Below are 18,793 nucleotides of genomic sequence, written 5' to 3'. Positions count from 1 at the left end.
CGCTACGACAAGCTGGCAAGGAACTTTCTCGCCGCCGTCGCTCTCGCATCGGCAAGACTGTGGATGCGAACTTATGAGTCCACTACCTAGACGATCGCCAGACCGAAGCTCTGCATCAAGCGTCGCGTGGCGAAATCCGGTGCGCCGGAGGTGAAGCGAGCGATGTCCTCGTCTGGCGCCGATCCACTTTCGGCCTTCGGTTCGAGCAGCGAAGCCGCATGGCGGGCGATCGCCTCGGCGGGATCCAGCCAGTCCACCGGCCACGGCGCCAATCGGCGGAAGACGTTGGCAAGGAACGGATAGTGCGTGCAGGCGAGCACGACGATGTCGGTGTGCCGATCGCCGTCCTCGACGAAACACGGAGCGATTTCCGCACGGATCTCATCGTCGGGAACGGCTTCCTGGCGGATGTGTCGTTCGGCATGGGTGGAGAGCGTCTTCGAACCGACGAGATTCACCTCGCACTGGCTCGCGAAGGAATCGATCAGGTCGCGCGTATAGGCGCGCCGCACCGTGCCGGGTGTCGCGAGCACGGAGACGAGCCCGGAGCGCGTCCGCTCTGCCGCCGGCTTGATCGCCGGCACGGTGCCGACGAAGGGGGTTTCCGGGAACGCCTCGCGCAGGTCGGAAAGCACGAGCGTCGTCGCCGTGTTGCAGGCGATGATGGCGAGTTCCGGCGCGTGCTCGCGAAGAAGTTCGCGGAAGAGCGACACGATGCGCGCGCGCAAGGCGTCCTCTTCCCAGTCGCCGTAGGAAAAGCCGGCATCGTCGGCGACGTAGACGAAGCGCCGTTCGGGCATGAGCACGCGCACCTCGCGCAGGACCGTGAGCCCGCCGATTCCGCTGTCGAAGACGAGGATGGGGCGGTCAGGCACGTTCGTCGTCCGCGTTCTTCCGGGTGCGCGGGCGAGCCGTCGGCGCACCCGACCCGCGCGGATTTTCCGGCGTATAGCGATCGAGCGAGGAGATCACGCCGCGCAGCACGCGCACCTCCGGTTCGTAGAAGCCCTGGCGCGTGAGAACCGCGCGGAGATTGTCGACGAGCTTGGCCTTCTTGTCGGGCGGTCGGAAATAGCCGCGCGCGTCGAGCGCCTCTTCCAGATGGTCGAAGAGCCCCTGCATCTGGTCCTTGCTGGCCGGCTCCATCTCGGGCCCGGAAAAGGGCGTCGCCGTTTCCTTTTCGAGCCCGCTCTTCATCCATTCGTAGGCGACGAGCAGAACCGCCTGCGCGAGGTTGAGCGAGGCGAAGGCGGGATTGACGGGAAAGGTGACGATCTCGTCGGCAAGCGCGACCTCCTCGTTGAGAAGCCCCCAGCGCTCGCGCCCGAAGAGGACGCCCGTCGCCTGCCCGGCCTCGGACCGTCCGCGCAGCGTCCGCGCCGCATCGACCGGGCTTCGCACCGGCTTGTAGCCGTCGCGTTCGCGGGCGGTCGTGGCGAAGACGAAATTCAGGTCGGCGATCGCCTCGCCAAGCGTCGCGAACATTCGGGCACCGTCGATGACGTGGTCGGCCCGGCTCGCCGAAGCACGCGCGCGTTCGTTCGGCCAGCCGTCGCGCGGTGCGACGAGACGCAGTTCCGAAAGGCCGAAATTGGCCATGGCCCGCGCGACCATGCCGATGTTTTCGGCAAGCTGCGGCTCCACCAGCACGACGACCGGCCCCCCGGTCTCGATCTCGCGCGATCGATCGGTTCCAGCCATGTCACGTGTCTCCCGCTTGCCTGCCGAGCCCCGGTGCGGCCGGCCCGTGTCGCTTTCGTCCTGCCGGTTCCACTGGCACAGTCTACCCGCAAACAAAACCGCTGCGCCAGATGTCGCGGTCGCCTTTGCCTTGCCGAGGCACGATGCTATAGGGACGCGGATTTCGAAAACGCGCGGGAGAGGCCGACGCGTTCCTTTCACCAACGAGGCTTTTCCCATGGCAAAGATCAAGGTCGACAACCCGATCGTCGAGATCGACGGCGACGAGATGACACGCATCATCTGGGCGTACATCAAGGAAAAGCTCATCGAGCCCTATCTCGACGTCGATCTGAAATACTACGATCTCGGTCTCGAAAACCGCGACGCGACGGACGACCGGGTCACCGTCGACGCGGCGAACGCCATCAAGGAGCACGGCGTCGGCGTGAAGTGTGCCACCATCACCCCGGACGAGGGGCGCATGGAGGAGTTCAGCCTCAAGAAGATGTACCGTTCGCCGAACGGCACGATCCGCAACATCCTCGGCGGTGTCATCTTCCGCGAGCCGATCATCTGCCAGAACGTGCCGCGCCTCGTGCCGGGCTGGACGCAGCCGATCATCGTCGGCCGTCACGCCTTCGGCGACCAGTACCGCGCGACCGACTTCAAGTTCCCCGGTGCCGGCAAGCTGACGATGAAGTTCGTCGGCGAGGACGGCACGGAGATCGAGGAAGAGGTCTTCGACGCACCGGCCTCCGGTGTCGCCATGGGCATGTACAATCTCGACGGATCGATCCGAGACTTCGCTCGCGCCTCGTTCAACTACGGCCTGATGCGCAACGTCCCGGTCTATCTGTCGACGAAGAACACCATCCTCAAGGTCTATGACGGACGCTTCAAGGACCTCTTCCAGGAGGTCTTCGACGCCGAGTTCGCCGACAAGTTCGAGGCCAAGGGCCTGACCTACGAGCATCGCCTTATCGACGACATGGTCGCTTCGAGCCTGAAGTGGTCGGGCGGTTACGTCTGGGCCTGCAAGAACTACGACGGCGACGTGCAGTCGGACACGGTCGCCCAGGGCTTCGGCTCGCTCGGCCTGATGACCTCCGTGCTGATGACGCCCGACGGCCAGACCGTGGAAGCCGAGGCCGCGCACGGCACGGTGACGCGCCACTACCGCCAGCACCAGCAGGGCAAGGAGACGTCGACGAACTCCATTGCCTCGATCTTCGCCTGGTCGCGCGGTCTCGCCCATCGCGCCAAGCTCGACGACAACAGCGAGCTGGCAGCCTTCGCCAAGAAGATGGAAGACGCGTGCATCCACACCGTCGAGTCCGGCTTCATGACGAAGGACCTCGCGCTCCTCATCGGGCCGGAACAGGGATGGCTTTCGACCACCGAGTTCCTGGACAAGGTGGACGAGAACCTCCAGCGCGCAATGGCGTAAGGCCCAGTACCCAGTACCCAGCATCGAACACCGACCCCCGGCATCGTCCGGGGGTTTTCTTTTCGCGGATGGTTTCGACGTTTCATCGAGGCGTCATCCAGCCTTCGCCGCGCTGTCATGCAGCCCGCCTACCGCTTGCTCCGTCCCGATCATTCACGGAGCGATTCCCATGCGGCGGACGGTTCTACTCCTTGCAACGGCCATCATGGCCGGAACGACGATCCACGCGGCGGCGGCGCAAAGCCGGGCCGAGCAGATCCGCGAACGGCTCGACGACGCCAACCGATGGCGCGGCCACGTCATGGTCGTTGCCCATCGCACGGGATGGAAGGAGAACGGACGCACGCGCTTTGCCGAAGATTCCGTCGCCGCCATCCGGCATTCCGTCGCGCTCGGCGCCGAGATGGTCGAGCTCGACGTGCGCAAGTCCGCAGACGGGGCGCTCGTCATCGTCCACGACAGCTGGCTGAACCGCACCACGACCTGCACCGGCGAGGTGGCGAAGACGACGCTCGCCGAACTGAAGCGCTGCCACCTGGTGATCGAGGATACCGGCGAGGTTACGGACGAGACCGTTCCGACGCTGAAGGACGTCCTGCGCGCCGCCAAGGACGACATCCTCGTCAACATCGACAACAAGCTCGGACCGGAGATCCTGCCGGAAATCGCCCGCGAGGCGCGGGAAATCGGCGTTTCACGACAGATCGTGATGAAGGCCAACCTCTGGAACCAGGAGCGCATCGACCGTTTCAAGCGCCTGATGGCGCGGATGGACGGCGGCATCGTCTTCATGCCGATCTTCGCCGACGACGCGGTCGGGGATGCAGGCTTCATCCGCCACGCCACGAAGGCGTTCTCGGCACCGGCGGCCGAACTGATCGACTGGCACGCGGACGACGAGCCGGTCACCCGGGACGGCGGCGCACTCTTCAGCGCGAAGGTGCGCGCAGCAGCCATTGCCGGCAACTGGCACATCTGGGCCGATACCTACGCCATCGTCAACAAGCCGGACGGCATGCTTTCCGGCGGGCGTGGCGACGCGATGGCACTCGCGGAAGGCAACGGCGACGCCGTCTACGGCTTCTGGGTCGACCGTGGCGCGACCATGATCCAGACCGACGAGCCGAAGGCGGCGATCGCCTGGCTGGAAAAGCACGGCCGCCGCATTCCCTACGACGACGAGGCGCCCGTGCTCGCCACCCGCCAATAGGCCAGCGCCCGGAGCAGGCCGCTTGCCAATTACAGGCGCTTCAGGCCTTTTGAAGCGCCTGTTCGAGATCGGCGACGATGTCGTCGACGGTCTCGATGCCGATCGAAAGACGCACGACGTCCGGTCCCGCACCGGCTGCGGCCTGCTGTTCCAGCGAAAGCTGACGGTGCGTGGTCGAGGCCGGGTGGATCACCAGCGAGCGTGTATCGCCGATATTGGCGAGATGCGAGAAGAGCTCCAGCCCTTCGACGAAGCGCACGCCGGCCTCGAAACCGTCCTTCAGACCGAAGGTGAAGACGGCGCCCGCCCCTTTCGGCGAATAACGCTGCATCAGCGCATGGCCGGGATCGTCCTCGAGCCCGGCATAGGAGACCCAGGCGACCTTCTCGTGCGTCTTCAGCCAGCGCGCGACCGCCAGCGCGTTGTCGCAATGGCGCTGCATTCTCAGCGGCAGGGTCTCCGCGCCGGTAATGAACATGAACGCGTTGAAGGGCGAGATCGCGGGACCGAAATCGCGCAGGCCGACGACGCGGCAGGCGATCGCGAAAGCGAAATTGCCGAAGGTCTCGTGCAGAACCATGCCGCCATATTCCGGCCGCGGCTCGGTCAGCATCGGGTAGGCGTTCGATTGCGACCAGTCGAACGTGCCGCCATCGACGATGATCCCGCCGACCGAATTGCCATGACCGCCAATGAACTTCGTCAGCGAGTGGGTGACGATGTCCGCCCCGTGGTCGACCGGCTTCACGAGGTAGGGTGTAGCCATCGTGTTGTCGACGATGAGCGGCAGACCGTGGCGGTGCGCGACGTCGGCGATCGCCTCGATGTCGAGGAAGATGCCGCCGGGGTTCGCGAGGCTTTCGATGAAGATCGCCCGCGTGCGCTCGTCGATCTGCGCTTCGAAGGCCGACGGATCACCGGCATCGGCCCAGCGCACCTGCCAGTCGAACGACTGGAAGGAATGACCGAACTGGTTGATCGACCCGCCGTAAAGCTTGGTGGCAGCGATGAAATTGTCGCCCGGGCGCATCAGCGCATGGAAGGCGATCATCTGTGCGGCATGACCGGACGCGACTGCCAATGCGGCAGTACCGCCTTCGAGCGCGGCGATGCGTTCTTCGAGAACGGCGGCGGTCGGGTTGGTGATGCGGCTGTAGATGTTGCCGAACGCCTGCAGGCCGAAGAGCGAAGCGGCGTGATCGGTATCCTCGAAGACGTAGCTCGTCGTCTGATAGATCGGCGTCGCCCGGGCGCCGGTGGCAGGATCCGGCTTGGCGCCGGCATGGATCGAAAGGGTGTCGAACCCGGGTGTGCGATCATGCTGCATCGTCGTCCTCCGGAAATCGCGATGCCGGCAGTATCGCATCGGCCGATGGGCGGCGGAAGCGAATTTCGTGCGTGACGGACGGACTTTCGGGAACGTTCTTGCCGAAACCGCGGATCGCATATGCCCGCTACTTTCGCCCGGCTCGCAAAACGTTCGATCGCCTCAGGCGATCAGCCGCGCATGCTCGATCTTCGGGCAGCGATCCATGACGACCTCGATGCCGACCGAACGTGCGCGTTCGGCAGCGGTCTCGTCGCGCACACCGAGTTGGGTCCACAGGACCCGTGGTCTCGGCTCCATTGCCAGTACCTCGTCGACGATCCCGGACAGCGCCGCGCTCCGGCGGAAGACATCGACCATGTCCGCCGGTTCGTCGAGATCGGCAAGCCGCGCGACAACCGGTTGCCCGTGGATCGTCTCGCCCGCATGGCCCGGGTTGACGGGAACGACGCGGTATCCGCGGTCCATCAGGTAACGCATCGCGGCAAAGCTCGCGCGTTCGGGTTTCGGCGAAGCCCCGACCATCGCGATCACACGCGCGCCACGCAGGATCCTCGCGAGATCGGCGTCGGTCTCGATCCGTTCGTTCATGGTGCCCTGCCTCGTCCCGGTTACGCGAAGGTGAAGCAGTGCGACACCTTGCCGGAAACCGGCAAGACGACACATGCATCTCACAGGCGGTCCGCTTCTGCCCGCCGCAAAGGAGACCCCGCGATGAAAGCCTTCGCCGCAGCCCTCGCCCTCGTCATCCTACCCCTGCCCGCCCAGGCGATCCAGCGTTACGAGACGACGGCGCTGAGCTGCGATCAGGTACACGCCGTCATCGCCCACGACGGCGCGGCGATCCTGCAATACACCGCGCCGGATTCCGGCCTGCCGATCTACGACCGATACGTTGCGAACGGGAACTACTGCGAGGCCTACAGCGTCCCCGAACGCGACACCATTCTTACCAACGATACGCCCTCGTGCCCGGTCTACCACTGCATGCGCCGGCATCTGGAGCCCGACGAACTCGGTAACGGGCGCTGATCGCGATCTGCGGCCTCAAGCTCGCGGCCACCGGGGCACGCGCTGATCGAGGAAGGCCGCAATGCCTTCCCGGGCATCGTCGGCCATCATGTTTTCGACCATGACCCGCGCGGCATCTGCGTAGGCCTCCTTCTGGCTCATTTCGGCCTGGCGATAGAAGGCCTGCTTGCCGACCCGCACGGCATGGGCGGACTTGGCCGCGATGCTTGCGGCATACTTGTCGACGACGGTGCGCAGATATTCGTTCGGTACGACGCGGTTGACGAGGCCGAACTCCTTCGCGGTACCGGCGTCGATCGTCTCCCCCGTCAGGAGCATTTCCATCGCCTGCTTGCGCGCGACGGTGCGCGAAAGCGCGACCATCGGCATGGAACAGAACAGGCCGATGTTCACGCCCGGCGTGCAGAACGTCGCCCGATCGGTGCACACCGCGAGATCGCAGCTCGCCACGAGTTGGCAGCCCGCCGCCGTCGCGAGCCCGTTCACCTCGGCGATCACCGGCTTTTCATGCATGACGATGGCCTGCATGAGATCGGCGCATCCGCCGACGACCTCTTCGAAGAATGCCCGACCCTCGTCGGCATCGGCGCGATGGGCATCGATCTCGGCGAGATCGTGTCCGGCCGAAAAGATCGACGTCCCGGCAGCGGAAATCACCACTACGCGCACCGAAGCGGAAGCGGCCGCCGCTTCGAGCGCGCCGGCGAGTTCGCGCATCATCGCCCGGGAAAGGGCGTTCGCCGGCGGTGCGTTCAGCGTCAGGCGAAGAACGCCGCCGGCCTCCTGCGCGACGACCAGCGTATCCCCCTCGTTCGACTTGGCATCGAATGCGACCACATCGGCCATGGACGGGCTCCCTGTTGCGTTCTGCGGCCCCTTCTAGGCACGGCCCGCCCTGCCGTCCACCATCGCCGACGGATGTCAGGGCGACCATCGAGTCCGAGGATCCCTTCAATATTCATGCGGTATTCAGATACCGTTCTTGCAACACGCTGTTTATGTTGCTTTATTCCGCGCATCGACGATAGAAGCGCCTTGACGTGCGGCTTCATCCTTCGTATAGCCCGCTTATCGGGTGGCAAGCCTGCCCGAACGCTGTCCGCGTGCGCGCGGACTGGAAGCAACAAGAAACGCCTCTCGCCTTTAGAGCCTGAGGTTTCGAACCCGAGAGCATGACCATGAAAACCTTCTCCCAGAAGCCGGCGGAGGTCGAGAAGAAGTGGATCGTGATCGACGCCGAGAACCTCGTCGTCGGCCGCCTCGCCTCGATCGTCGCCATGCGCCTGCGCGGCAAGCACAAGCCCACCTACACGCCCCATGTCGACGATGGTGACAACGTCGTCATCATCAACGCCGACAAGGCCGTCTTCACCGGCCGGAAGTACTTCGACAAGAAGTACTACTGGCACACCGGGTATCCCGGCGGCATCAAGGAACGCTCCGCGCGCCAGGTCTTCGAGGGTCGCTTTCCCGAGCGTGTCGTCGAGAAGGCCGTCGAGCGCATGGTTCCGCGCGGACCGCTCGGACGCCGCCAGATGAAGAACCTGCGCGTTTATGCCGGCGCGAACCATCCCCACGAAGCGCAGCAGCCGACCGTGCTCGACGTCGCTTCGATGAGCAGCAAGAACGCAAGGAACGCCTGATCATGGCCGAACTCTCCTCTCTCGAAGAACTCGGCGAGGCCGCGGGCGCGGCGCAGCCGGAGGCTCCCGTCCATCAGCGCAAGGTGGACCAGTTCAACCGCTCCTACGCGACCGGCCGACGCAAGAACGCCGTCGCGCGCGTCTGGGTGAAGCCCGGATCGGGCAAGGTCACCATCAACGACAAGACGATGGAAGCCTATTTCGCGCGTCCGGTGCTGCAGATGGTCCTGCGCCAGCCGATCCTTGCGGCCGGCCGCGACGGTCAGTTCGACATCGTCGCGACCGTCACCGGCGGTGGCCTGTCCGGCCAGGCCGGTGCGGTGCGCCACGGCATCTCGCGCGCGCTCACCTATTTCGAGCCCGAGCTTCGCCCGGTGCTGAAGAAGGGTGGTTTCCTCACCCGCGACAGCCGCGCGGTGGAGCGCAAGAAGTACGGCCGCGCCAAGGCACGCCGTTCCTTCCAGTTCTCCAAGCGCTAGGCGTCGCTCGCCTCCCGGCGAAGCCATCCGGCATCGTACGAAAGGCGAAAGGCGACAATCGGCATGGTACGCCGGACCTCATTCGGGTCGAAACAGCGTGCCATGTCGCACCGATCGCCGTTGCTCGAGATCACAGAAACAAAAGCCCCGCTCTCACCGAGCGGGGCTTTTTCTTTTCTGTGCCTGCAATGAAGATCGGTATCGAACGCCGTTCAGGAGGCAATCGCCGACGCGACCGCTTCGATCGCTTCGTCGGCGCGCGACCCATCGGGGCCGCCGGCCTGAGCCATGTCGGGACGTCCGCCGCCGCCCTTTCCGCCGAGTGCCGCCGACGCGACGCGGACCAAATCGACGGCGCTGACCCGTTCGACGAGATCGTCGGTCACGGCGACCACGACGCTCGCCTTGCCTTCTTCGGAAACGCCGACGAAGGTAACGACACCGGACCCGAGCGACGCCTTTCCGGCATCGGCAAGGCCCTTCAGTTCCTTCGCTGCCACGCCGTTCACCGAGCGGCCCATGAAGCGGATGCCGCCGATCTCGCGCGTCTCGACTGCTTCGCCGCCATCCGATTGTCCGCCACCGAGCGCGAGTTTCTTGCGCGCTTCGGAAAGTTCGCGTTCGAGCCGCCGACGTTCGGCCACCAGCCCCTCGACGCGCTCGACGACGTCGTCCGGCGTTACGCGAAGCGTATCCGCAAGGGCGTGCACGCGATCGTCCTGCGAGACGAGATAATCGCGCGCGCGTTCGCCGGTGAACGCCTCGATGCGACGCGCGCCGGCACCGACCGCGCTTTCCGCGACGATGCGGATCGGGCCGACCTCGCCGGTGGCCACGACATGCGTACCGCCGCACAGTTCGATCGAATAGGGCTTGGCCTCGTCGTCACCGTCGACCGTCGTCCCCATCGAGACCACGCGAACCTCGTCTCCATATTTCTCACCGAAAAGCGCCATCGCGCCTTCGGCGATCGCATCCTCGGTCGCCATCAGCCGGGTCGCGACGGGGGCATTCTGAAGCACGATCTCGTTTGCCAGACGCTCCACTTCGGCAATTTCGCGCCGCGTCATCGGCGTCGGATGGGAAAAGTCGAAGCGCAGCCGGTCGGGCGCGACGAGCGAGCCCTTCTGTGCCACATGCGTTCCAAGCACTTCGCGCAGCGCTTCGTGCAGAAGGTGCGTGCCGGAGTGGTTCGCCCGCAAACGTCCGCGGCGTCCATGGTCGACGGAAAGCACCACTTCCGCACCGGTCGCGATCTCGCCCTCCTCCACCTGCGCGAAATGCACGAAGACACCGTTCGCGCGACGCTGCGTATCCGTTACGGCAAGGCGAAATCCATCGCCGGTGATCGTCCCGGTATCCCCGACCTGTCCGCCGGACTCTCCGTAGAACGGCGTCTGGTTGACGACGATCTGTACGCTTTCGCCAGTTCCCGCACGCTCGACCGCAGCCCCGTCGCGCACGATCGCACCGATTATGCCTTCGGCCTTCTCGGTGTCGTAACCGAGGAAATCGGTCGGGCCGAGCCGTTCGCGCAGTTCGAGCCACACGGTTTCGGTCGCCGCTTCTCCAGAGCCCGCCCAGCTCGCCCGCGCCTCCTTACGCTGGCGGGCCATCGCGTCCTCGAAACCGCCGAGGTCCACGGAAACGCCGCGCTGGCGTAGCGCATCCTGCGTCAGATCGAGCGGGAATCCATAGGTGTCGTAGAGCTTGAACGCCGTTTCGCCATCGAGCTTGTCGCCCTTGCCCAGATGTTCGGTGGCTTCGGACAGCAGCCGCAAACCGCGTTCGAGCGTCTTGCGAAAGCGCGTTTCCTCGAGCTCGAGCGTTTGCGAGATAAGGCTTTCGGACTGGACGAGTTCGGGATAGGCGCGGCCCATTTCGCCGACGAGCATCGGCAAGAGCTTCCACATCAGCGGTTCGCGAGCGCCAAGCAACTCCCCGTGGCGCATCGCGCGACGCATGATCCGTCGCAGGACGTAGCCCCGCCCCTCGTTCGAGGGCAGCACGCCATCGGCGATGAGGAAAGCGCTCGAACGCAGATGATCGGCGATGACCCGGTGGCTCGCCTGATTGGTTCCGGTCGCAGGAACCCCCGTTTCCTCTACCGACGCACCGATCAGGGTGCGGAACAGATCCGTGTCGTAGTTGTCGTGCTTGCCCTGGAGCAGCGCCGCGATACGCTCGAGCCCCATCCCGGTATCGATCGACGGGCGCGGCAGGTCGACCCGCTCGTCGGCCGTCATCTGCTCGTACTGCATGAAGACGAGGTTCCAGATCTCGATGAACCGGTCGCCGTCCTCGTCCGGCGAACCGGGCGGTCCACCCGGAATGTGCTCGCCGTGGTCGTAGAAGATCTCCGAACACGGACCGCACGGTCCGGTATCGCCCATCGCCCAGAAATTGTCGCTCGTCGGGATGCGGATGATCCGCTCGTCGGGAAGTCCCGCGATCTTCTTCCAGAGCTGGAACGCTTCCTCGTCCGTATGGTATACGGTGACGAGGATCCGGCTCGCGTCGAGAGCGAACTCACGGGTTACGAGACCCCAGGCGAGTTCGATCGCGCGCTCCTTGAAATAGTCGCCGAACGAGAAATTGCCGAGCATCTCGAAGAAGGTGTGATGGCGCGCGGTATAGCCGACATTGTCGAGATCGTTGTGCTTGCCGCCGGCGCGAACGCATTTCTGCGCGGTCGTCGCCATCGAATAGGGACGTTTCTCGAGACCCGTGAAGACGTTCTTGAACTGAACCATGCCGGCGTTGGTGAACATCAATGTCGGGTCGTTGCGCGGCACGAGGGAGCTCGACGGAACGATGGTGTGACCGTTCGCGCGGAAGTAATCGAGAAATGTCGACCGGATCTCGTTGACGCCGCTCATGATCTGCCTTTCGTGGAGATGTGCCGCCGCGCCGGATTTCCTCCGGCGGGCCCGGCTTTATCGCCCACGCGGGGTCGAGTCCAGATAAACGCCGCGTTCGCACACGCGCAGGCGTCCCGCCTCGGGCCCGAAACCATACAAGCCCGACCGAAGCCGGGCTTGTATATCACGTCATCCGAGCCCGGCGACGCCTACCCCTCGGCCGCGTCCTCGTCGCCCGATCCCATGTCCCCTTCGAGAAACCGCTCGGAAATCAGACCGGCGTTCTGGCGAAGCGCCTTTTCGATTTCCGCCGCAACATCGGGGTGATCCTTGAGGTAGGTCTTGGCGTTTTCGCGTCCCTGACCCAGGCGCTGACTGTCGTATGAGAACCAGGCCCCCGACTTTTCGACGAGGCCCGCCTTGACGCCGAGGTCGACGAGCTCGCCGTTCTTCGAGACGCCTTCGCCGTACATGATGTCGAACTCGACCTGCTTGAACGGCGGCGCCATCTTGTTCTTGACGACCTTCACGCGGGTCTGGTTGCCGACGACCTCGTCGCGGTCCTTCACCGAACCGATACGGCGAATGTCGAGCCGCACGGAGGAATAGAACTTCAGCGCATTGCCGCCCGTCGTGGTTTCGGGCGAACCGAACATGACGCCGATCTTCATGCGGATCTGGTTGATGAAGATCACCGTGCAGTTCGATCGTGAGATCGAACCGGTAAGCTTGCGAAGTGCCTGGCTCATCAGGCGCGCCTGCAGACCCGGAAGCGAATCGCCCATTTCGCCCTCGATCTCGGCACGCGGTGTAAGCGCGGCAACCGAATCGATGACGATGCAATCGAGGGCACCGGAGCGCACCAGCGTATCCGTGATCTCGAGGGCCTGCTCGCCGGTGTCGGGCTGCGAGATGAGCAGGTTTTCCAGATCGACGCCGAGCTTGCGGGCATAGACGGGATCGAGCGCGTGTTCGGCATCGATGAAACCGCACACCCCCTCCTTCTTCTGTGCCTCGGCGACGCACTGCAGGGCCAGCGTCGTCTTGCCGGAGCTTTCCGGCCCGTAGATCTCCACAATGCGGCCTTTCGGCAGCCCGCCGATGCCGAGCGCGATGTCAAGCCCGAGCGAACCGGTGGAAATCGTTTCGATCTCGACCACGGACTCCTTCGAGCCGAGCCTCATCAACGATCCCTTGCCGAAGGAACGCTCGATCTGGGAGACGGCGGCCTCGAGTGCCTTGCTTTTGTCCACGGAGTTTTCCTCTACGAGACGTAACGCGTTCTGTGCCATGCCATCCACCTTTAGGTTATCGTAGCCGTGCAGGCAAACGATCGATGATTGCCGTTTGTACCCTATTTGTTCTTCATGTCAATATGGGTCGAATCGTCCGGCAACATTCGCTTCCGGACGTTGGCGTGCGTCGATGAATGCCCTAGGCTGATGCTTCTGGGCGCCAGTCGGGCCGAATCCCGAACCATGCGTCGGAGATAGGAAGTGCCATGTCGGGTCGTACGACACGCAAGCAGGAGATCACGCCGGAGCTGGTGCTGAAGGCGTATAGTTGCGGCCTGTTTCCGATGGCGGAATCGGCGGACGATCCGGAGATATTCTGGATCGAACCCGAGTTGCGCGGAGTGATCCCGCTCGATGGTTTCCACGTGCCGAAAAGTCTCGCCAAGGTTCTTCGGCGGGAACGTTTCGACGTTCGTCGCAACACTGCCTTTCCCGCGGTCATAGACGCCTGCGCGGAAGCGACGGAAGATCGCGATTCGACCTGGATCAATTCGGTGATCCGCCGGCTTTATGTCGAGCTTCATACGCTCGGTTACGCCCATTCCATCGAAGCATGGCGCGAGGGTCAACTGGTCGGCGGTCTCTACGGCGTGTCGCTCGGCGCCGCGTTCTTTGGCGAAAGCATGTTCTCGCGCGAGACGGATGCTTCGAAGGTCTGCCTCGTCCGGCTCGTCGAGCATCTGCGCGAACGCGGCTTCCGGCTTCTCGATACCCAGTTCACGACCGATCATCTGCGCCGTTTTGGGGCCGTCGACGTGCCGCGTCGCGCCTACGATCAGCTTCTCGCCGCGGCACTTCGCGGCGATCCCGCGCAGTTTTGAACCGGGCGCATGGCACGTGCCGTCCCGGAACCCGCCCGGCATCCGCGCGTTTCCCCGGCGCGAGGGACGCCAAGAGAGACAAGAAGATGCGTATCAGACAAGCTTTGCTGGTCACGGCAGCCATTCCGCTTGCCGTCGCACCGTTTTACGCCACCGCTCATGCCGCTTCGAACGACGGGATCATCGTAGCGCAGGCCGATAGCGGCCAGGCTCCAAGCGATGAGAAACGCAAGGAGAAGCGCGACCGTGACGCGGCCGAAGGATCGAAAGCCGAATCGCAAACGCCGGAAAACAAGCGCGATGGCGGCGACCGCGACCGTCGACGTTCCGCGGACGGCGATGCTGGCGACAAGCAGACGACCACGAAGAACGCCGTGGAAGAACGCTCCAAGGCCGATCGGGGAGAGAAGAATTCGAGCGGCAAGGCCGTTTCGAAGGAGAATGATGCGCAGGCCGCGAACAAACGCAAGGCTTCCGACGAGGATTCGAACCGGGCTGCGAAGTCGAACGTAGATGCGAAGAAGCCGGACTCGGCCGTGAAGAAGAGCGACGACAAGGACCGGACGGCGGACAAGCCGGCGAGCAAGGTCGACGACAAGGCGGACGCGACGGCGCAAAAGCAGCCGGATCGGAAGGCGAAGCCGGCCGAAGAACCCGCCAAGGATGCGACAAGGAACACGAGCAAGAACGACGCCGAGGCGAAACGTCCGACCAACGGCAAGGACGACAATACCAAGGCGGCGACGGCTCCCGAAGAGAAGGGCTCGACTTCGCGGGATACGGTTTCGAAGAAGCCCGATCGCGATCACGACGGGGCCGATCGAAACCGTGGTAAGGCGGACGCTTCGCGCGGCGACGATGACGGGAAGAAGCCCGACGCCTCTTCGACGAAGACCGGTGAAAACGACCACGACCAGCGTAATGCCGATCGCAAGCGCAAGGGCGACGATGCGAGCCGCGGCGACAAGGCGGCGACGAAGCCCCTGCTCGACGAACCGACGCGCGCGCAATCCAAGAGCGCTTCGGGATCGGACAAGCCGGAGAAGCTCGATAAACCGAACGGCGCCGCCGTCCTGGACAGCCAGAAGGGCGACGGACGCGATCGCGACGAGCGCCGCCGGAATGCCGACCGGAACGGTGGAAACGACCGGAACCGGGCCGATTCCGATCGAGACCGTGCCGACAGCGATCGTGACCGCGACCGCGCGGACAATGACAGGAATCGCGGTCAACGCGGCCAGAACGACCGCGACCTATATCGCGCCGACCGGAACGACGACAATGATCGAAATGGGGATCGGGACCGCGATACGGCCGGCGGAAACAATACGATCGTCATCGTGCCGATCGATCGCGACAAGGGACGCCGCGTCAAGGAACGTCCGCAATACGAACTGCCGAGCGACGCGCGCGTCGAACGGCGCACGAACGACCGTGTCATCCTCAATTTCGACAATCGCACGATCGTCGAGAACGACGACCACGACCGCATCGCGAACGACGCGAGGAACGTCTATTACGAAGAGCTCTCCGACGGGCGAACCCGTCAGGTCGTGGAGCGGCCGGACGGCGTACGGGTGGTGACGATCCGCAATGCGTATGGCGATATCCTGCATCGCTCGCGCATCGGCCGAAGCGGTCGCGAGACGACGCTGATCTACGCGCCGGACTACGATCGCGGTCGCCACGACTATTTCCGCGATCCGCAGGTGGACCTGCCGCCGATCCAGCTCACCGAACCGGTCGACGACTACATCCTCGACGCCCGGAACGCCGACGAGCAGCAATACGTCAATTTCCTCGAAAAGCCGCCGATCGAGCACGTGAATCGCACCTATTCCCTCGACCAGGTGCGATATTCGGCTCGGCTTCGCGATATCATGCCGCGGATCGATCTGGACACGATCACCTTCGACACGGGAAGCGCCCGGATCGACGACACGCAGTCACGCAGCCTCGAGGAACTGGGGGATGCGATCAATGGCGTGCTCGACCGCGATCCGGGTCAGATTTTCCTGATCGAAGGACATACCGATGCGGTCGGTTCGGACGAATCGAACCTCGTTCTCTCCGACGAACGTGCCGAATCGGTCGCGAGCCTGCTCGCCCAAAACTTCAACGTTCCACCGGAAAACCTCGTTACCCAAGGCTATGGCGAGCAATATCTGAAGATCGACACGCAGGGTTCCGAGCGGGCCAACCGCCGCGTGACGGTGCGCCGGATCACGCCGCTCGTCAGGCCGCAGACGGCACAGAAATAAGCGGTGACGTTGCACCCGCGACAAGGCCGCGCCGGTCACCGGCGCGGCCTTGTCGTATTAGAGCCTTTCAGGTTTATACGGAAACGCTCTGCCGACCCTGTTTGCGTCAGGACCGAGACGGATGGCGACGAGCGTACTGGTGGTACGGTTGAGCCATCCGTCGAAGCGTCATGGCGCAAACAGGGCCGGCCCGAAGGGTTCGACCGTGCCGCTCTCCCACTATGTCGGCGATTTTGCCCGATGAACCACATCGCGCTGCGATCGCCTTCGCGTGGGAAACCGGCACGATCGAACAGAGCGCTTCCGTATAAACCTGAGAGGCTCTAGAAAGCGGCATCATGCGGTTCGGCGAAACGGTGTGCCGCGACGCCATCCGCCGACTGTCCGTTACAAACCTTGCGGAAAAACAGGCTCGTGCGCCCCGGTAGCGGGTCGCCTATTTTGCCTTCGGATCGTTCGGACGATCGGCTTTCATGGATGCACCGTCAGCGTCGGCATCCGGTGGCGGCACCTTCGACTTCGCGGCGCAACCCTTCAGCCAGACATCGTAGACCGGGTGCTCGACCGCGTTCAGCGCAGGCGATGCAGCAAACATCCATCCGGTGAAGATGCGTTTAATTCGGCGATCGAGCGTGATCTCGTCGACGGTGACGAAAGCGTCGGTCTGCGGCGAGTCGGTATCCTCGTGCGTGTAGCAGACCTTCGGCGTGACCTGCAGCGCACCGAACTGGACCGTCTCGCCGACATAGACGTCGAAGGACGTCGTTCGCCCGGTGATCTTGTCGAGACCGCGGAACACGGCGACGGGGTTTTCGATCCGCGCGGCACGAGCCGGTGCAACCGTATTGACCACACAGCCGACCGCAGCGGCAATTAGGACCGCTCCGCGCACCGGGTGTCCAGCCCGTTTCCTGACCGGGATGCGGGAAAGCAACACTTCGCTCCGTCTTGCCGCGCGGACTGCGCTTCGGCTCAGGACTTCGGCGTCCAGGCGTCGTAATCGCCGGTGACGCGCGGCCGATGGCCCGCATTGAGGATTGAACCCTTCGGGCGGTAGGCGGCCGCCGTGCCGGTTCCATTCGGATGGTGCGTCTTTTCCCATTCGCGCGCCTTGTAGGTCTGGTGCGGCGGGGAGGTGTCCGTGCGGTGGTGCATCCAGCCGTGCCATCCGGGCGGAATACGCGAAGCCTCCGCCTCGCCGTTATATAGCACCCAGCGCCGCGTGCGGCCCTCGCTGTCAATGCCGCCCTCGTAATAGACGTTGCCGAACTCGTCCTTACCGACATGCGTGCCATGGCGCCAGGTGTGGAAACGGGTGCCGATCGTGGCGCCGTTCCACCAGGTGAAGATCTGAAGCAGGGTCTTGTTCATCGCGATCGTCTTTCGGCCAGAGGCGAATTCGCGTCGTTTATGGCGCGGTGCCCGGCCCATGTCCAGAGCGACACGGTGCTGCACGCATCAGCCGAGTTTCATACGGTAGCCATGGTGCGAACGCTCGAAACCGAGCCTTTCGTAGAAGCGGTGCGCATCGACGCGGTCGCGATTCGTCATGAGCTTTACCGAACAGGCACCCAGTTCCCGCGCCCTACTAACGCAAAAGTCCACGAGGGCCTGACCGATCCCGTTTCCGCGCATATCGGTGCGGACATGGACGGTTTCGACGAGCACCGCGCTCGCGCCGCGATTGGTGAGCGTGGTGAGGACGGTCGCCTTCGCGACGCCGACGACCCGGCCGCCGTAGTCGGCGACGTAGAGCGTCTCGTTGGGACTGGCCGCAATCGCATCGAAGGCGCGTTCGTAGGCCGTCCGGTGCTCGGCCTCGGTCGTATCGCCGTGCCCGCCCACGGTATCGCTCGCCAGCATGGCGATCAGCGCGGAGAGATCGTCGCGAACGGCTTCGCGGATCGCGACATGCGGGTGCGGATCGTTCGCCATCGTTCATCCAGTTCGAGTTCGCCGGCGCAACGACCTCGAACGCCCCGTCGGCGTCGTGACCGGCAGCGAAAAAAAACGCTGTGGGAACCTTCGTCCCCCCTCATGCATTAAATCTTCGCTAACGGGTTTGGAGATGGCAACATGACGAGCGTGTCCGAAAATCAGTTCGACGCACCGGATCGGGCAGTTCGCTTTCTCGACCCGGCTCTGGAATCGCGTCGGCGGGCACGCAAGCATCACCGCAACGAAACGGCGTGGCTGGTTACGGCCGGCGCCGTTACCGGGTTGATCATGGTGCTCGTCTTCATCGCACTCGGGCACTATTCCAATGCCATCGGCTTTGCGCCTGCCGCTTTGATGCAGTTCGGTGGTGACTGAGGCTTGATGCCTGAAGTTTGATCGGTTTGCTGAGAACTACCCAACAGTGTCAGCCCCGGTTCGCGTTCGAACCGCATTTTTATCCAATCAAGACTTGCCCAAGCGGCCTGATCCCCAAGGAACCCGAGATGGCGAACGAGAAACCAGCTCTCGCCAAAACGCGTTCAAGCGCGCACGGTGGCACGGCCAAAGCGCCGGCCGAGGCGGAGACGAGTGCCCGCGGCAGAACCATGTTCGTCGCCGGTATCGTCATCGTCCTTCTCATCATCGGTGGGCTCTTCTACGCGAATTCCTCGTCGACGATCGATGGCAACCAAGCTGGAAACACGGCTAGCTGTGGAGCCTCAACAGGTTGTCCTGATCGAGACCGAGGCGGCTGATGGGCACGGTGTCGTTTATCCCGCCATGGGGACGGTGCCAA

General features: G+C 64.1%; 18 protein-coding genes. 8 read left to right on the top strand and 10 right to left on the bottom strand.

Annotated elements, in window-relative coordinates:
* Positions 1 to 86 precede the first annotated feature (86 nt).
* Both murI and FJU11_RS17445 read right to left on the bottom strand, forming a co-directional pair.
* Positions 87 to 875, bottom strand: coding sequence for a glutamate racemase (gene murI / locus FJU11_RS17450; RefSeq protein ID WP_141168357.1), 789 nt, complete (start codon positions 873 to 875; stop codon positions 87 to 89).
* Complete coding sequence (locus tag FJU11_RS17445) at positions 868 to 1,701, bottom strand: RNA methyltransferase (protein WP_141168356.1); 834 nt, start codon at positions 1,699 to 1,701, stop codon at positions 868 to 870. The genes murI and FJU11_RS17445 overlap by 8 nt, the downstream gene beginning before the upstream one ends.
* Before the next feature lie 217 nt (positions 1,702 to 1,918).
* Between FJU11_RS17445 and FJU11_RS17440 the strand changes: the two genes are divergently transcribed.
* Positions 1,919 to 3,130, top strand: a complete 1,212-nt coding sequence (locus tag FJU11_RS17440; RefSeq protein ID WP_141168355.1) for an NADP-dependent isocitrate dehydrogenase — start codon at positions 1,919 to 1,921, stop codon at positions 3,128 to 3,130.
* 169 nt (positions 3,131 to 3,299) lie between these two features.
* Complete coding sequence (locus FJU11_RS17435; RefSeq protein WP_141168354.1) at positions 3,300 to 4,340, top strand: glycerophosphodiester phosphodiesterase family protein; 1,041 nt, start codon at positions 3,300 to 3,302, stop codon at positions 4,338 to 4,340.
* A gap of 40 nt (positions 4,341 to 4,380) precedes the next feature.
* Here FJU11_RS17435 and FJU11_RS17430 read toward each other — a convergent pair whose 3' ends face one another.
* Together FJU11_RS17430 and FJU11_RS17425 are read right to left on the bottom strand one after the other, a co-directional pair.
* Positions 4,381 to 5,667 (bottom strand): O-acetylhomoserine aminocarboxypropyltransferase, encoded by a 1,287-nt coding sequence (locus tag FJU11_RS17430; protein WP_141168353.1) that lies wholly within the window; start codon positions 5,665 to 5,667, stop codon positions 4,381 to 4,383.
* Positions 5,668 to 5,829: 162 nt separating this feature from the next.
* The gene (locus FJU11_RS17425) at positions 5,830 to 6,258 is read right to left on the bottom strand and encodes a CoA-binding protein (protein ID WP_141168352.1); all 429 of its coding nucleotides are present in this window, start codon (positions 6,256 to 6,258) and stop codon (positions 5,830 to 5,832) included.
* A gap of 123 nt (positions 6,259 to 6,381) precedes the next feature.
* Between FJU11_RS17425 and FJU11_RS17420 the strand changes: the two genes are divergently transcribed.
* Complete coding sequence (locus FJU11_RS17420) at positions 6,382 to 6,699, top strand: hypothetical protein (RefSeq protein ID WP_141168351.1); 318 nt, start codon at positions 6,382 to 6,384, stop codon at positions 6,697 to 6,699.
* A gap of 15 nt (positions 6,700 to 6,714) precedes the next feature.
* On the opposite strand, the gene FJU11_RS17415 is transcribed toward FJU11_RS17420, so the two are convergent.
* Positions 6,715 to 7,545 carry an enoyl-CoA hydratase gene (locus tag FJU11_RS17415; protein WP_141168350.1) on the bottom strand — a complete coding sequence of 277 codons (831 nt, stop codon included), beginning with the start codon at positions 7,543 to 7,545 and terminating at the stop codon, positions 6,715 to 6,717.
* 332 nt (positions 7,546 to 7,877) lie between these two features.
* On the opposite strand from FJU11_RS17415, the gene rplM reads away from it, so the two are divergent.
* Positions 7,878 to 8,342, top strand: a complete 465-nt coding sequence (rplM, locus tag FJU11_RS17410; protein ID WP_141168349.1) for a 50S ribosomal protein L13 — start codon at positions 7,878 to 7,880, stop codon at positions 8,340 to 8,342.
* A gap of 2 nt (positions 8,343 to 8,344) precedes the next feature.
* Entirely contained in the window at positions 8,345 to 8,821 is a 477-nt protein-coding gene (gene rpsI, locus FJU11_RS17405) for a 30S ribosomal protein S9 (RefSeq protein WP_141168348.1), read from the top strand.
* A 212-nt stretch (positions 8,822 to 9,033) separates the two neighbouring features.
* On the opposite strand, the gene alaS is transcribed toward rpsI, so the two are convergent.
* Both alaS and recA read right to left on the bottom strand, forming a co-directional pair.
* A complete protein-coding gene (gene alaS / locus FJU11_RS17400) occupies positions 9,034 to 11,700 on the bottom strand; it encodes an alanine--tRNA ligase (protein WP_141168347.1) in 2,667 nt (888 codons plus the stop codon).
* Between the two features lie 191 nt (positions 11,701 to 11,891).
* Entirely contained in the window at positions 11,892 to 12,974 is a 1,083-nt protein-coding gene (gene recA, locus FJU11_RS17395) for a recombinase RecA (RefSeq protein ID WP_141168346.1), read from the bottom strand.
* A 209-nt stretch (positions 12,975 to 13,183) separates the two neighbouring features.
* On the opposite strand from recA, the gene aat reads away from it, so the two are divergent.
* A complete protein-coding gene (gene aat, locus FJU11_RS17390; protein WP_141168345.1) occupies positions 13,184 to 13,798 on the top strand; it encodes a leucyl/phenylalanyl-tRNA--protein transferase in 615 nt (204 codons plus the stop codon).
* 86 nt (positions 13,799 to 13,884) lie between these two features.
* On the top strand, positions 13,885 to 16,059 hold the full coding sequence (locus FJU11_RS17385) for an OmpA family protein (protein WP_141168344.1): 2,175 nt from the start codon (positions 13,885 to 13,887) through the stop codon (positions 16,057 to 16,059).
* Positions 16,060 to 16,495: 436 nt separating this feature from the next.
* Here the strand turns inward: FJU11_RS17385 and FJU11_RS17380 are convergent, their stop codons facing one another.
* The 3 genes from FJU11_RS17380 to FJU11_RS17370 form a co-directional block, all read right to left on the bottom strand.
* On the bottom strand, positions 16,496 to 16,951 hold the full coding sequence (locus tag FJU11_RS17380) for a DUF2155 domain-containing protein (RefSeq protein WP_141168343.1): 456 nt from the start codon (positions 16,949 to 16,951) through the stop codon (positions 16,496 to 16,498).
* Between the two features lie 80 nt (positions 16,952 to 17,031).
* Positions 17,032 to 17,430 (bottom strand): NADH:ubiquinone oxidoreductase subunit NDUFA12, encoded by a 399-nt coding sequence (locus tag FJU11_RS17375; RefSeq protein ID WP_141168342.1) that lies wholly within the window; start codon positions 17,428 to 17,430, stop codon positions 17,032 to 17,034.
* 87 nt (positions 17,431 to 17,517) lie between these two features.
* The gene (locus FJU11_RS17370; RefSeq protein WP_141168341.1) at positions 17,518 to 17,994 is read right to left on the bottom strand and encodes a GNAT family N-acetyltransferase; all 477 of its coding nucleotides are present in this window, start codon (positions 17,992 to 17,994) and stop codon (positions 17,518 to 17,520) included.
* Positions 17,995 to 18,135: 141 nt separating this feature from the next.
* On the opposite strand from FJU11_RS17370, the gene FJU11_RS17365 reads away from it, so the two are divergent.
* Positions 18,136 to 18,372, top strand: a complete 237-nt coding sequence (locus FJU11_RS17365; protein ID WP_141168340.1) for a hypothetical protein — start codon at positions 18,136 to 18,138, stop codon at positions 18,370 to 18,372.
* Positions 18,373 to 18,793: the final 421 nt, after the last annotated feature.

This window comes from Pararhizobium mangrovi, assembly GCF_006516965.1.
Lineage (GTDB): Bacteria > Pseudomonadota > Alphaproteobacteria > Rhizobiales > Rhizobiaceae > Pararhizobium_B > Pararhizobium_B mangrovi.
Note: the sequence above shows the minus strand (reverse complement) of the source record. Positions and strands in the feature narration are given on the sequence as shown.

Coding starts and splice junctions, on each gene's coding strand:
- FJU11_RS17430 (WP_141168353.1), bottom strand. CDS start 5,667: ATGCAGCATGATCGCACACCCGGGTTCGACACCCTTTCGATCCATGCC.
- FJU11_RS17385 (WP_141168344.1), top strand. CDS start 13,885: ATGCGTATCAGACAAGCTTTGCTGGTCACGGCAGCCATTCCGCTTGCC.
- FJU11_RS17420 (WP_141168351.1), top strand. CDS start 6,382: ATGAAAGCCTTCGCCGCAGCCCTCGCCCTCGTCATCCTACCCCTGCCC.
- FJU11_RS17440 (WP_141168355.1), top strand. CDS start 1,919: ATGGCAAAGATCAAGGTCGACAACCCGATCGTCGAGATCGACGGCGAC.
- FJU11_RS17370 (WP_141168341.1), bottom strand. CDS start 17,994: ATGGCGAACGATCCGCACCCGCATGTCGCGATCCGCGAAGCCGTTCGC.
- alaS (WP_141168347.1), bottom strand. CDS start 11,700: ATGAGCGGCGTCAACGAGATCCGGTCGACATTTCTCGATTACTTCCGC.
- rplM (WP_141168349.1), top strand. CDS start 7,878: ATGAAAACCTTCTCCCAGAAGCCGGCGGAGGTCGAGAAGAAGTGGATC.
- FJU11_RS17425 (WP_141168352.1), bottom strand. CDS start 6,258: ATGAACGAACGGATCGAGACCGACGCCGATCTCGCGAGGATCCTGCGT.
- rpsI (WP_141168348.1), top strand. CDS start 8,345: ATGGCCGAACTCTCCTCTCTCGAAGAACTCGGCGAGGCCGCGGGCGCG.
- FJU11_RS17445 (WP_141168356.1), bottom strand. CDS start 1,701: ATGGCTGGAACCGATCGATCGCGCGAGATCGAGACCGGGGGGCCGGTC.
- FJU11_RS17415 (WP_141168350.1), bottom strand. CDS start 7,545: ATGGCCGATGTGGTCGCATTCGATGCCAAGTCGAACGAGGGGGATACG.
- recA (WP_141168346.1), bottom strand. CDS start 12,974: ATGGCACAGAACGCGTTACGTCTCGTAGAGGAAAACTCCGTGGACAAA.
- FJU11_RS17365 (WP_141168340.1), top strand. CDS start 18,136: ATGACGAGCGTGTCCGAAAATCAGTTCGACGCACCGGATCGGGCAGTT.
- FJU11_RS17435 (WP_141168354.1), top strand. CDS start 3,300: ATGCGGCGGACGGTTCTACTCCTTGCAACGGCCATCATGGCCGGAACG.
- FJU11_RS17375 (WP_141168342.1), bottom strand. CDS start 17,430: ATGAACAAGACCCTGCTTCAGATCTTCACCTGGTGGAACGGCGCCACG.
- aat (WP_141168345.1), top strand. CDS start 13,184: ATGTCGGGTCGTACGACACGCAAGCAGGAGATCACGCCGGAGCTGGTG.